This window comes from Microcoleus sp. LAD1_D5, from assembly GCF_036702115.1.
Lineage (GTDB): Bacteria > Cyanobacteriota > Cyanobacteriia > Cyanobacteriales > Microcoleaceae > Microcoleus.
This window is the reverse complement of record NZ_JAUBSA010000041.1, coordinates 1-13,176: the sequence shown is the minus strand read 5'-3', so window position 1 is coordinate 13,176 and position 13,176 is coordinate 1. Positions and strand designations below refer to the sequence as shown.

The 13,176-nt window shown below is 47.3% G+C and carries 11 protein-coding genes and 1 pseudogene; 7 read left to right on the top strand and 5 right to left on the bottom strand.

The genetic code is table 11. From position 1 onward, the window contains the following. Positions 1 to 32 precede the first annotated feature (32 nt). Positions 33 to 425, bottom strand: coding sequence for a Fur family transcriptional regulator (locus tag QUA70_RS17505; RefSeq protein WP_006634700.1), 393 nt, complete (start codon positions 423 to 425; stop codon positions 33 to 35). Positions 426 to 568: 143 nt separating this feature from the next. Here QUA70_RS17505 and purS point away from each other — a divergent pair, with 143 nt between their 5' ends. The 6 genes from purS to QUA70_RS17475 all read left to right on the top strand — a co-directional run bounded on the left by purS (position 569) and on the right by QUA70_RS17475 (position 7,582). After that, positions 569 to 853 (top strand): phosphoribosylformylglycinamidine synthase subunit PurS, encoded by a 285-nt coding sequence (purS, locus tag QUA70_RS17500; protein ID WP_333334979.1) that lies wholly within the window; start codon positions 569 to 571, stop codon positions 851 to 853. A gap of 311 nt (positions 854 to 1,164) precedes the next feature. After that, complete coding sequence (gene purQ / locus QUA70_RS17495; RefSeq protein WP_333334976.1) at positions 1,165 to 1,866, top strand: phosphoribosylformylglycinamidine synthase subunit PurQ; 702 nt, start codon at positions 1,165 to 1,167, stop codon at positions 1,864 to 1,866. 170 nt (positions 1,867 to 2,036) lie between these two features. Next, on the top strand, positions 2,037 to 2,840 hold the full coding sequence (locus QUA70_RS17490; RefSeq protein ID WP_333334973.1) for a DUF4058 family protein: 804 nt from the start codon (positions 2,037 to 2,039) through the stop codon (positions 2,838 to 2,840). 138 nt (positions 2,841 to 2,978) lie between these two features. Continuing rightward, positions 2,979 to 5,027 carry an ATP-binding protein gene (locus tag QUA70_RS17485; protein ID WP_333334971.1) on the top strand — a complete coding sequence of 683 codons (2,049 nt, stop codon included), beginning with the start codon at positions 2,979 to 2,981 and terminating at the stop codon, positions 5,025 to 5,027. Beyond that, positions 5,024 to 7,258 (top strand): hypothetical protein, encoded by a 2,235-nt coding sequence (locus QUA70_RS17480; RefSeq protein WP_333348930.1) that lies wholly within the window; start codon positions 5,024 to 5,026, stop codon positions 7,256 to 7,258. Before QUA70_RS17485 ends, QUA70_RS17480 begins: the two co-directional genes overlap by 4 nt. A 189-nt stretch (positions 7,259 to 7,447) precedes the next feature. Next, entirely contained in the window at positions 7,448 to 7,582 is a 135-nt protein-coding gene (locus QUA70_RS17475) for a hypothetical protein (RefSeq protein WP_333334966.1), read from the top strand. Between the two features lie 257 nt (positions 7,583 to 7,839). Here QUA70_RS17475 and QUA70_RS17470 read toward each other — a convergent pair whose 3' ends face one another. Next, entirely contained in the window at positions 7,840 to 8,754 is a 915-nt protein-coding gene (locus tag QUA70_RS17470) for a M23 family metallopeptidase (RefSeq protein WP_333334964.1), read from the bottom strand. A 313-nt stretch (positions 8,755 to 9,067) separates the two neighbouring features. On the opposite strand from QUA70_RS17470, the gene QUA70_RS17465 reads away from it, so the two are divergent. Beyond that, on the top strand, positions 9,068 to 10,288 hold the full coding sequence (locus QUA70_RS17465) for an HhoA/HhoB/HtrA family serine endopeptidase (RefSeq protein WP_333334961.1): 1,221 nt from the start codon (positions 9,068 to 9,070) through the stop codon (positions 10,286 to 10,288). Positions 10,289 to 10,594: 306 nt separating this feature from the next. Here QUA70_RS17465 and QUA70_RS17460 read toward each other — a convergent pair whose 3' ends face one another. The 3 genes and pseudogenes from QUA70_RS17460 to tnpC all read right to left on the bottom strand — a co-directional run bounded on the left by QUA70_RS17460 (position 10,595) and on the right by tnpC (position 13,048). Next, entirely contained in the window at positions 10,595 to 10,942 is a 348-nt protein-coding gene (locus QUA70_RS17460; protein ID WP_006635907.1) for a DUF760 domain-containing protein, read from the bottom strand. A gap of 42 nt (positions 10,943 to 10,984) precedes the next feature. After that, on the bottom strand, positions 10,985 to 11,500 hold the full coding sequence (gene scpB / locus QUA70_RS17455) for an SMC-Scp complex subunit ScpB (protein WP_333334958.1): 516 nt from the start codon (positions 11,498 to 11,500) through the stop codon (positions 10,985 to 10,987). A gap of 65 nt (positions 11,501 to 11,565) precedes the next feature. Beyond that, positions 11,566 to 13,048, bottom strand: a pseudogene (gene tnpC, locus QUA70_RS17450) (IS66 family transposase). Between the last annotated feature and the right edge of the window lie 128 nt (positions 13,049 to 13,176).

Genomic DNA, 13,176 nt, shown 5'->3' with positions numbered 1-13,176 from the left:
GGAATTGATATCACTCATGACTAATAACCTCTCTAAGATTCTTGAGCCAAAGTACATCGATCGCACAATCCGAAAAACTCCAAAGTGTGATAATAAATCTTGAAAGAATGAGATTGTTGTAGTTGGCTTTCTAAGTGGTGGACGGGGCATTCGTCGATCGTAATGGAGGTGCCGCATTCCAGACAAGTTAGGTGATGTTGGTCTTGGTGGGCGGCACCGTAGAGAGACTCGCCACTAGCGAGAGTTCTGACGTGAACGAACCCCTCTCGCTTTAAACCGTCGAGGGAGCGGTAAACTGTTGCTAGGCCCATGCTTTGGTCGCTGTTACGCAGTTCTAAGTAGATATCTTGCGCTGAGAGCGATCGATTCAGGACTTTGAGCAAGTTTAAAATACGCTCCTGACTGCGGGTGTGGTTGGTTCTCATAATTTTTTTCTCGAATCTGCTGGAATCACATCTGTCCCTATTTCTAGGCTATCTTACTTGGGCGAACCAAATGGCGATCGGCGCGCAGCTCAGTTGTAGAATACAATGGGGCTAACTTTCACATCACCTACCGCAACATTCCCGTGACTCAGAAATATCTTGCCCAAATCTATGTTACCCTCCGCCCTTCTGTTTTAGATCCGGCCGGCACAGCCGTACAGTCTGGTTTGCAACACATGGGATACGACAATGTTGAGCGTGTGCGAATCGGGAAGTACGTTGAATTGAGGCTGACTGCTGCTGGTGAGTCGGAGGCCCGCGAACAACTCGATCGCGTTTGCGACCAACTTTTGGCCAATCCAGTGATTGAAAATTATCGCTTTGATTTGACTGAAATTCCTGTTGCTGTGGAGACAGCGGCGGCATAAATGCGATCGCCCCTAGGGTGTGTTTTTAGCCCCGGAGATCCCCCCTAACCCCCCTTAATAAGGGGGGGACAATAGTGTTCAAAGTCTCTATTAAAAAGGCCAGGACAAGAGCGTTCAAAGTCTTCGTTAAGAACACGAAAACTCGGAGCACTCAAAGTCCCCCTTCTTAAGGGGGATTTAGGGGGATCGAGACTTTGATACAAGCGAGAGAAACATAAGATTTTAGTCTTATGTTGACACCTCTTCCTTCCTCCCTCTTCCCTCTTCCTTCTTCCTTCTTCCCTCTTCCTTCTTCCCTCTTCCTTCAGCTTATGAAATTTGGAGTTATTGTTTTTCCGGGTTCAAATTGCGATCGCGATGTGGTATGGGTGACTCAAGGGTTACTTCACCAACCGACGCGGATGATTTGGCACGAAGATACCGATATTTCGGATATCGATATCATTGTAATTCCCGGCGGTTTCAGTTACGGAGATTATTTGCGGTGCGGCGCGATCGCCCGTTTTTCTCCGGCGATGCGGGCTACTGCGGAACACGCGAAACAGGGCAAACTTGTACTGGGTATTTGCAACGGTTTTCAGGTGTTGACTGAAGCTGGTTTGCTGCCCGGTGCTCTGGTGCGGAATGCGGGATTGAATTTTATTTGCGATCGCGCTTCTTTGAAAGTCGAGCGCGGTAATACTCGTTGGACTGCGGCTTATACTTCGGGTGAAATCATCGATTTGCCGATCGCCCACGGTGAAGGCAACTATTATGCGGATGCCGATACTTTAGCAGAACTAGAAGATCACAATCAAGTGTTGTTTCGCTACTGCACAGAGGCGGGCAAAATTAGCGATGCTGGGAATCCCAACGGCTCGTTAAATAATATTGCCGGTATTTGCAATCGCCAAGGCAATGTGTTAGGAATGATGCCGCATCCAGAACGGGCATCCGATCCGATGTTGGGCGAAACTGATGGGGTGAAATTGTTTCAAGGGTTGTTGATGGCAAGTGTGGCTGCTGTTTTGTAGTTGATATTTGCGACATTGTTGTAAATACCCTAGGGTGCGTCGCTATTGTAGGGACACGGCAATGCCGTGTCCCTAATTTTCAGGGACACTCGAAAATCTCGTAGCGACGCACCCTACAAAATTAAAAATGCTAAAATGATTTGAAAGTCAATACATCGGAGAACAGTCCTATGCCTTCACCTTTTCCTGGAATGGACCCCTACTTAGAACACCCCGATTTCTGGCAGGAAACTCATCATTGGTTAATTTCTGCGATCGCGGCATCCTTAGTCCCTCAAATTCGCCCTAAATATGAGGTTGCAATCGACAAACGCATCTATGAAATTACCGAGCCAAATGACAGTAACAACGACTCCCTTTTAGTAGGTATCCCCGATGTCGCGATTAAGCGTCAATCTAATAACCCGAATATTCCTACAGGTTCAGTTGCTACTTTAACTATAACACTTCCGACTACCGTCAAAGTGCCGGCTCCTGAAAAGATTAAACAGACTTACCTGGAAGTGCGAGAAATGGCAACGAAACAAGTTGTCACCGCAATTGAAATTCTTTCTCCCGTGAACAAACGTAGTGGAGAAGGAAGAATTACTTATCTCAAAAAACGCCAGAGTATTTTAGGCAGCTTAACCAATTTAGTCGAAATCGATTTACTACGAAAATGGGAATCTATGCCCATTCTTAATAATTCTATTCAAAGCGATTATCGGGTTTTGGTCAGTCCCAGTAATCGCCGTCCGTTTGCCGAACTTTATGCTTTTAATCTCCGCGATTCTCTACCTATATTTCCGCTTCCCTTGCGTGAGGAAGATGTAGAACCTATTGTTAATTTACCAGAAATATTTGCAGGTATTTACGATCGCGCTGGCTATGATTATCGGATCGACTATAATCAAGAACCCGTACCGTCTCTCTCGGAAGAAGATCGGGTTTGGGCTACCCAACTTTTGCAAGAAAAAGAACTTCTAGATAATTAATTATATTTTACTTTATATCGTAGGGTTAGTCGCGATCTACCATCTCTAAATCAACTTGAAATTTTCGCAGCGACGGACTAAACGGCAGCCGGCAAGATATAATTACTACCAACTATTTAAAAGAGGAATATTTATTTTATGCCACTAATGGACTTAGCTAATTTTAAAACTAGGGTTATTGGATGCAGTGCGGTGATGGCTATTGGACAAGTTATTTCAAATGCGATCGCCAATCCGGGAACTCAAGCAGCAGCGGGTATGATCGGCGGCCCGATCGCAGTTGGGGGAGTTTCGATCTTGGCGGCGATTGCTACTGGTATAGCGGGGAATATCGCGGCTAATGACCTCGGAAATCGGATGACGGAAGGGTTGAGCAAAAATCCGAGGATTCTCGATAATCACGATTTGATTAAGGCGGCGGGTGAGGCGATCGGCTATATTTTGAGAGAGGTTGCGAAGTCTGATCGCTTAATTGCGATCGCCGAAACCAAAAATTTGCCTTATCCAGAAACAGCACTCAGTCAATTAGCCGAGAAAACTCCTGAATACTGGCTGGATATTAACACGAATACAGCCGACTTGTCAAGGGGTTTAAATATTTCCGAAGACCAGTTAACCAAGATTTTTTCTGCGGATGCCGAGGAGTTTGATCGAGTTACCGGATTGACAACGGCAGATTGGGCAAGTTTCGTCAACGAATTCGCGGCCAGCGAGGGCAAATCCTTCGATGCGGAAATTGTGGAATTTGTGGCGGACAAACTGTACGCAACTTTCCCGAAAGCGTACCGCGAAGTGCTGAAACTGGATGCGGCGAAGGGAGGAGAAAAGTTTGCGGCGATGCTGTTGAACCTGCACCAAATTGCTTTGGCAGAACTCAAAGATTTGGGGCTGCAAAATGGGGAAATTCTGCACAAATTGGAGGCCGTGGCAACTGGGCAGCAGATTTGTCAAGTGATGGTGAAATTGTCCGCCATAGAAATTGGCATCCGGGACGATTTGGCGCAAGTTCGGGAATTGCTGCAAACATTTATCGATACTTCCGCGCCCCGATTGCCGATTTCTTTGAAGTCCGAGACGATTATTGAAGACCGGACTAAAGACTTTACCGGGCGCAAGTTTGTATTTGAAGAAATTGCCAGTTTCTTGCATAAAAATCCGAAAGGCTATTTTGTTTTAGAAGCAGAACCGGGTGTCGGGAAAAGTTCAATTATGGCGCAGTCCGTGTTGATGATGAGAGGCCGCTGCGTTACTCATTTTAACTCGCGATCCGACGGAATTGTTGATGCAAAAATATTTCTCGAAAATGCCTGCATTCAGTTAATACAAGGCTTTAAACTCAGGGATAAGTATCCGCAACTGCCGGAAAATGCGACGGCAAACGGCAATTTTTTAGGGCGACTGTTGGGGGAAGTCAGCGCTACATTGGGCGGGAAAAAGTTGATTTTTGTGGTAGATGCCCTCGATGAAGTAGATTTGAGTTTGCAAAGTAGCGGTAGCAACGTTCTCTATTTGCCGGAAGTTTTGCCGGATAACGTTTACTTTATTGTTTCCAAGCGGCCGGAATTTTTGCCTTTGCCGATGAATCATCGGGTGTTTGATTTGATGCAGTACGATGCAGAAAGTCTGGAAGATACGAAGGCTTATATTGCAAAACGCACCAGCAATAGCGCGTCGATTCAGAATTGGATTGCCAGTCATGATTTGAGCCTGGAAGAGTTTGTGGGGGCGGTGGCTGAAAAAAGCCAGAACAATTTTATGTATCTCCGCTACGTGCTGAATGATATCGAAAACGGCGAGTACAGGGATGTTTCTTTGGAAGATTTGCCTAGGGAGTTGACAGGATATTATGGGAAGCATTGGGCACAGATGATGGGCAGGGAAGACGATCCGCTGTTGGAGATGAAAGTTAAGATTATCTACGTGATCTCGAAAGCGCGCGAAGCTGTTTCTCGCGGCTGGATTGCTAAATCGGTAGGCGAGACAGATTTTAAAGTACAGCAGGTACTCAAGAAATGGGATTCATTTTTGCGGCAGCAGCAAGTCAACGGCGAAATTCGGTACAGCACTTATCACAACAGTTTTCGCGAGTTTCTGGCAAAAGATGAAACCGTGCAATCTGCGGGGGTTAATGTTGAAGAACTTAACCGCCAAGGTATGAATAAAAGGATAGAAGGAGCGCCTATATGAGCGATTTGGGTGTGTGGTTGGCGAAGCAAAGTAAATCGGAGCGAGAATATTTGTTGAAGCATCAACCCAGGGATTTCATTGAGATTGGGCGAGATTTCAACCGTTATTATCGTTGGCTGACGGATTTTGGTTTTATTGAGGCGAAGTTAAAATTGTTGGGGGTGCAGCCGCTAATTGAGGATTACGATTTAGGGAGAAATGCAGATGTGTTGCTGTCGGAGGGGCAAACTGAAACTTTGCGGTTGATTCAAGGAGGAATTCGCAAGTCGGCGCACGTTTTGGAAAAGGATAAAACCCAGTTGGTAGAACATTTGTGGGGGAGGTTATTGGATTTGGAAATGCCTGGGATTCAGGCAATGCTGGCACAAGCAAAGCAGTCGAAAGATAGTCCTTGGCTGCGGCCTTTAAAGGCTAATTTAGAACGGGCGAATGAAGGGGCATTGCGAACGCTGGTCGGTCATACTGACTCGGTAACAGCAGTGGCGATCGCACCAGACGGCAAAACAGCAATTTCGGCTTCAGAAGATCGAACCCTGAAAATTTGGGACACAGAAAGTGGCAGTCTACTTTTCACCCTCATCGGTCATACTAGCTATGTATATGCAGTGGCGATCGCACCAGACGGCAAAACAGCGATTTCGGCTTCACAGGATAAAACCCTAAAAGTCTGGGATACAGACAGTGGCACTGAACTCTTAACCCTCACCGGTCATACTAGCGGGGTCAGAGCAGTGGCGATCGCACCCGATGGCAAGACAGCGATTTCTGCTTCAGAGGATAACACCCTGAAAATCTGGGGTTTGCTTAGTGGCACTGAACTCTTAACCCTCACCGGTCATACTGACGGGGTAAATGCAGTGGCGATCGCACCAGACGGCAAGACAGCGATTTCCGGTTCAGGGGATAAAACCCTCAAAATCTGGGAGACAGACAGTGGCACTGAACTCTTAACCCTCACCGGTCATACTAGCGGGGTCAGAGCAGTAGCGATCGCACCCGATGGCAAGACAGCGATTTCCGCTTCAGGTTCACGCGATCGCATCCTGAAAATCTGGGACACCGAGACAGGCATCCTACTTAGAACCCTTACCGATCCTACTAGCGCGGTATATGCAGTGGCAGCGGTATATGCAGTGGCGATCGCACCAGACGGCAAAACAGCGATTTCGGCTTCACAGGATAAAACCCTAAAAGTCTGGGACACAGACAACGGCACCCTACTTAGAACCCTCACCGGTCATACTAGCTTCGTAAGTGCAGTGGCGATCTCACCCGATGGCAAGACAGCAATTTCCGGTTCATGGGATGAAACCCTGAAAATCTGGGACATCGAGACAGGTACCGAATTCTTAACCCTCACCGGTCATACTGACGGGGTAAATGGAGTGGTGATCGCACCCGATGGCAAGACAGCGATTTCCGGTTCATGGGATGAAACCCTGAAAATCTGGGACACCGGGACAGGCACCGAACTCTTAACCCTCACCGGTCATACTAGCGGGGTAAATGCAGTAGCGAGCGCACCCGATGGCAAGACAGCGATTTCCGCTTCAGGCGATCGCACCCTGAAAATCTGGGACACCGAGACAGGAACTGAACTCTTAACCCTCACCGATCATAATGACGGGGTAAATGGAGTGGCGATCGCACCCGATGGCAAGACAGCGATTTCCGGTTCATGGGATGAAACCCTGAAAATCTGGAACACCGAGACAGGCACCGAACTCTTAACCCTTACCGGTCATACTAGCGGGGTAAATGCAATAGCGATGGCACCCGATGGCAAGACAGTGATTTCTGCTTCATCAGATAAAACCCTGAAAATCTGGGACACAGACAGTGGCACTCCACTTTTCACCCTCATCGGTCATACTGGCATTGTCAATGCAGTGGCGACCTTACCCTCTGGCAAAACAGCGATTTCCGCTTCATTAGATAACACCCTCAAAATCTGGGACACAGACAGCGGTACGGAACTTATAACCCTCATCGGTCATACTGACTGGGTAAATGCAGTGGCGAGCGCCCCTAACGGCCTCATAGCGGTTTCCGCTTCATCGGATAACACCCTTAAAGTCTGGGATTTGATTAGCTACAAAGAGGTTGCTAGTTTCAGCGGAGATTATAAGTTTAAGTGCTGTGCGATCGCGCCTGATGGGGTGACAGTTGTAGCCGGCGATGAGTCGGGCCGGGTGCATTTCCTGCGATTGGAGGGAGTTAGCGGCGGGTGATAATTGGATTTTTGGGTCGGTTCGGGCGATCTAATTTTTTGTGTACGGTTCTGGACGCACTCCCACCAAAGAAACCGGGTTTTTACCGAATCTGTGGTGGGAGTGCGTCTTGTCGTCAAAAACCCGGTTTCTCGGCCTCCCTTGTAAGTCCTAATGTAACGAGTTTCAGGGCGATCGAATTTGAGAGAAATGTGCGATCAAATTTTTGTGTTGATCGGGGCGATCGGATTTTTGGGTTTATGGGCGATCGGGTTTTTGGGTTTATGGGCGATCGAATTGGAGAGAAATGTGCGATCGGGCAATAAGTTGTTAACCAATAAGTGATTAATGGGAACCCGATTAGTGCGATCGTTACTTGTTTCTCGGATTCTATCAGGTTCAAAAAGATTGTGAGTAAAATAAACGGGGTTTGCGTCAGTTGTTTTTGTAAGTGAGTCTAGTAAAATGTTGGTAACATATTTTTTGGGATAGGCAATCGTGTAATAATTCTGCTGCCTATCTTTTTTTACCACAACACAGCTCAATCCTTACCCCGTCTGGATTTGGGGCGGGTTGTCACCCCCCCCAGCACACTAACAATCCTATTTTTTAATAGTCGCTTGCAAATAAAGCAGCGGGTCTTCAGCAACCCAACCCAAGCCCGAATTGTACCGAACTTCAAAATGCAAATGAGATGGCGGAATGTCCCGTTTTCCCGTCGTCCCCACAGTTCCCAAAACTTCTCCAGACTGCATTTTTTGACCGACTTTTACCGCAATATCTTTCAAATGAGCGTAGCGCGTTTGCTTCCCCGCTTCATGGTTCACCACCACTAAATTCCCGTAATCCCCCTGCGGCCCGGCAAAGGCGATAGTCCCTTCGCCCGCCGCCAAAACCTGCGTACCCTCCGACGCCAAAAAATCTACGCCGCTGTGGAAAAAAAATTCGCGCCGCGCCGGATGCAATTGCCGCCCGTAACGCAAAGCTTCCACTGCTGGGGCGGGCAGCGGAAATCCTTGCACCGATGGCGTTGCATCGGGAGTGATAGAACGCCCGATCGACCTATTCACCGCTGGCACAAACACCGTTTTCCCCAAAGACCTGCACCCATTCGCCTCAAATAGCAAGTCTGCGGGCACTTTGTAAGCTTCTGCCAGTTTTTGCCAATTCCAGCCCGCAGGCACTTCTACCTCCATGCCACTGTACGGAGGAATGACGATCGCACTTCCAGCAGATACTCCACCGCCCCGCAACATGGGATTTATCCCGATCAGCGCCGCAGGAATCACATTGTACTGCCGCGCGATGCTTTCAATTGTTTCGCCCTGGGCCACAGTGTGGCGACGCAACCGAGACATAGCCGGACTCGGGCAATCGCGGGCGGGGTCGGGGTTTTCTACAGGTGTACCTGAAGGAAGATTTGCAGGTGGGATCTCGGTATTTGTCGCCGCTTTCCCAACGGGTGCGATCGACCAAATTAGTGCAGAAATCAGCGGAAATAAGCGTTTAAAAGTCATTATGTACATAAAAAAGTATTCATTTCGGACAGTTGACAATTTTAAAATCCCGTGAAAGTGCATATTTGAAAGCTCTAGCCACCCCCCAGACTGTAAATCCCAGGCTAAGCCAAGTTAGGATGAGAATTATTAGTTTTAGTCGCTCTTGGCAAATCCGGCAAAATTGCCTGTGATGCCGATGGGCGCCTGCCTGTTAACAGCTATGTTCTTGAGGAAGCGGTACGCCCCGCCCCGCTTCCTTCCCGTCGCCAAGACAAAAATGCTTGATTCAGAACCTGTCTGCGGGGATGAGGTATTTAGCGGGAGTTATTAAATGAGTTTATCTTTTAAGCAAGCGACCCTTTATGTGACTTTGCTGTCAATCGGCGGAGGGATGGGATGGTTGGGAAATCGCTATTTGCAAGGCTCAAACAATCTGGAAACCGGATTGGTTTTGCCAGTAGTACGCCAGCAAATCCCCCCCTATCCCTCTCCTCCAGTTCAGGAAAATCGGGCAGTCGATCGCAGCAATCCCAATTTTATTGCTGAAGCAGCCGAAAAAGTCGGCCCGGCTGTAGTGCGGATTGACGCATCAAGCAAGGTGGCGAATCAAGTGCCCGAAGCTTTCAAAAATCCGTTGTTTCGTCGGTTTTTTGGGGAGAATTTGCCGCAGCCGGAAGAACGAGTCAAGAGAGGTACGGGTTCGGGGTTTATTCTCACTTCGGACGGCCGCATCGTTACTAATGCTCACGTTGTCTCCGGGACGGATACTGTCAAGGTGACGCTCAAAGACGGCCGCGAGTTTGAGGGTAAGGTGCAGGGAGTCGATCCGCTGACGGATGTGGCTGTGGTTAAGATTAATGCTAAGGAACTGCCGCAGGTGGCTTTGGGTCGATCGGACAATATTGTACCGGGACAGTGGGCGATCGCGATCGGCAATCCTTTAGGTCTCGACAATACCGTGACTGTGGGCATTATCAGCGCTACGGGTCGATCGAGTTCCCAAGTCGGCATCCCCGACAAGCGAGTCCGCTTCATCCAAACCGACGCCGCCATCAACCCCGGCAATTCTGGTGGCCCGCTGCTCAACGACCAAGGCGAAGTAATTGGCATCAATACCGCCATTCGCGCCGACGCTCAGGGCTTGGGATTTGCAATTCCGATCGAAACCGCCAAACGAATTTCCGATCAGTTATTCGCCAAAGGTAAAGCCGAACATCCCTATCTTGGCATTCAAATGGTCAGCTTGACTGCCGCCACCAAGGCAGAACTCAACAAACAGCTCGATAATAATAAAATTACCCTCGATCAAGGCGTAGCCGTGACGCGAGTCGTGGAAAATTCCCCCGCTCAAAAAGCCGACTTGCGCGCCGGAGATGTCATTCAAAAAGTTGACGGAATTGGGGTTAACACTCCAGGCGACGTGCAAGAACGGGTGGAAAACACCGTTGTGGGCAAAGAACTCGAACTGGAAATTAACCGTTTGGGTCAAGTTCAGAAAATTAAAGTACGTCCGGGTGCTTTTCCCCTATCGGGTAGCTCCGCCGGTGGCTAATACCATTTTCGATTTTCGATTAAAGAATTGGGAATGACTTATGGGATAAGGATTTGGAGCTTACTTACAGTTGCATTCTTTTGTGAAACTGGTATTTATTTGCAAACTGTGGAGGATGAAAGATAAATCTGAGGCTTTATAGTCCTGGACGGAGGAACCGGGTTTTTTTACCAAAATCCTCGGTGTAGCGCGAGGGATACCCGGTTAACAGCCCGGTTTCTTAATTCCCTGTGCCTCCACGATTCAGGATTATGGATTTTTCTGAACAACTTTCATCTTTCTGGCTTCCTCTACCCGTTGATCTTTTTACTTGTCTTTGGGTGAGTTTGGTTGAATCGAGCTGGTGCTTGCTAAATTTTCTTCTAGGTGCATCCTCTGCTCCATTTGCCTCAAAAAATAGCCTGTCATCATCGCTGAAGCTAGCAAACCTGCTAAGTTTTCGCGATCGGTGGTAATTTCGACGTTAAAATTTTCTGAAGGCAAAACGCCCACAAGTCCTTGAACGTTATGAGAGATTATTTCTCTGATGTCGGGGCTGACGGACTTGGCGACGCGGGCTAGAACCTCCGGGGATTGGTGTTGGAGGTACTTCAGCAGTGGATTGACTGCGGTTTGTTGGGCATTGGATGTGTCAAAGTCAGGGTGAAAAACCATTTGGCGATTCTTAATTTCTGGCTGGTTACATTCTACTTCAAACTACTCATCATTGCTTGGGTACAAATTTGCCTGAAAGTCAATTTGTAATTGTTTTGGCAGTTGGTCTACTTGAAAGTACCGATGAAATTTCTCGGTAACTTGTAACCAATACGACCGCCCTTCAGTGGGCCGCCGTTTGCGGACGAAACCCATTTCTACAAGTTCCTGCACTTGTTGGTAAGCTCCTGAACCTCGCAAGTTAACTAAATCTGGCTGAGCGATGCCGCCTTTGAGGGCGATCGCAGCCAGCGTCCGCAAAGCTCCCACACCTAATTCTGGAGGTATTAAAGTTTGCATTAAACTGGCAAACTCTTCTCTGAGTTGCAGGCTGTATCCTGTGGGGGTTTCGACGACTTCTAATGCACTGTCGCGGTGGGACGAGTCAGACATGAGTTCGATGATGGCGTCTTCGGCTTGGGCTCGATCGCACTTGGCAATCTCGGCAATTTCTGCGATCGACACTGGCTGACCTTTTAAGTAAAGTATGGCTTCTATTGTTGTGGCTAAGCGAGTCATTTGGGAATTAGTAATGAGGAATTGGGACGTTAAAAGAAGAAGGAAGAAGCAAGAAAGGTAAGGATTCAGGTCTCAATTAGAGGAATTAAAGAAGGAGTCTGCACAGCCGAGTCAACCATTGCTTTTAGAGCTTGGTCAAAAAACTCAATGACACAACGTCCTTGATGGCGACAAGTTTGTATAACAGTCAATAAATTGGCAGTATCTTGAAACCGTTCCATAGACCGGGAACCTCCACTAATTTTTCTTTTTGTGACGGCTAAACGTAACGTTCGTTCTGCTAAATTATTATCAGGCGGTATCTCTGGATGGTCTAAAAAATACCACCCGGAGATCAGCTTTCTTCCTCAAGGAGCGTAAAAGTTTCCCGGCTTCCCCTCCGGCTCTCTCTATCCATGAATTAATCGTAGATTCAACTTTTGGTTTAAACTGGGATGTCCAACTCAAGAATTCATCAAGGTTTTGGGTTTGTTGGCATAAAGCATAGTTTTTAAAACCCTCATCTATCAGGCTAATAAATTTTGCTCCAATCTCCTGGTTATTTAAGCCAGGAACCTGGATTAGTTTCTTGAAGTGACGGCGTAAATGCGCCAGACATTTTTGTTGGGCCTTGACAGGATAACCATTATAGGCGCTATAGTCATCTGAACTAAGTACACCTTCGTAGCAAGAACCCAAAATAGATTCTAATTCCGCGCGAGAGCGAGTATCAGCAGCATGAAATAAAGCGAAGTTGGTATTGGCAAAAATCCATAACCATTCTTTGACCCCTTTGACGGCCCTTGGCGTTTCATCCGCATGGATATTGGGCTGGGTTTGTTTGACCCACTGTTTGAGCTGGTCAATACTTTGAGTCACTGCGCCATTTATTCTTTCATTGGTCGCTACTAAAGTTCCCACTCCTATTTCTATTTTTCCCAGTTCCCACAACAGTTCTTGTTGTTTTTCGTAGGATAATTGTCCGTAATTATTTATCCATCCTAAAAAAGCTTGCAGTCTGATTCCGATATCTTGTCCCGGTACTATTTCTGGCGACCAGTCTGCTGTTTGTGTTTCCCCACACTCGCTGCAAATACACGTATATCTTTGATATTCTACTATTTCTATTGGACTCTCTACTAACTGAGCTACTTGCTGTCTCTCTATTTTGATGGGTTCGCCACTGAATTCGCTTTGACCACAACACGTACACACTTGCGGTCGTAATATCTCTAATCTATCTACCCGACCAAACCCCTTCCTCGTTTTTCCCGGATGCCCTGGTTGTCCTCCTGGTTTCCGTTTTGGTGTCTCCCTTTCATCTGTTGTTTGAGCTTCAAGTTTTTTCTCGCTTTTTTTGAGGAGGTCGGACGATGGTGGCTTTGATGATCTTGTGCTGTCTAAATCTCTGCTGATTTTAAGTTTCTCTATTTCCTGTTCTAGTTCTATTACTCTGGATTTTAACTGCTCTATAGCCCTCGCCTGCTCCACGATCATCTCTACCAGTTTCTCTGTCGCCAACTGTTTTAAGATTTCACTGTTGAGTTTGGGTGGCAGGTTTTTTTTCATAATTTCTACATTCTACTTTCCAGTATCACACTTGTCAATACCCACCACCTCATACCATTTTTTAAAAGATGTGATAGACTTGTGTAAAAAGTAAAGGAGAGCATTACAATGTCTGGTCGTCCTCATAT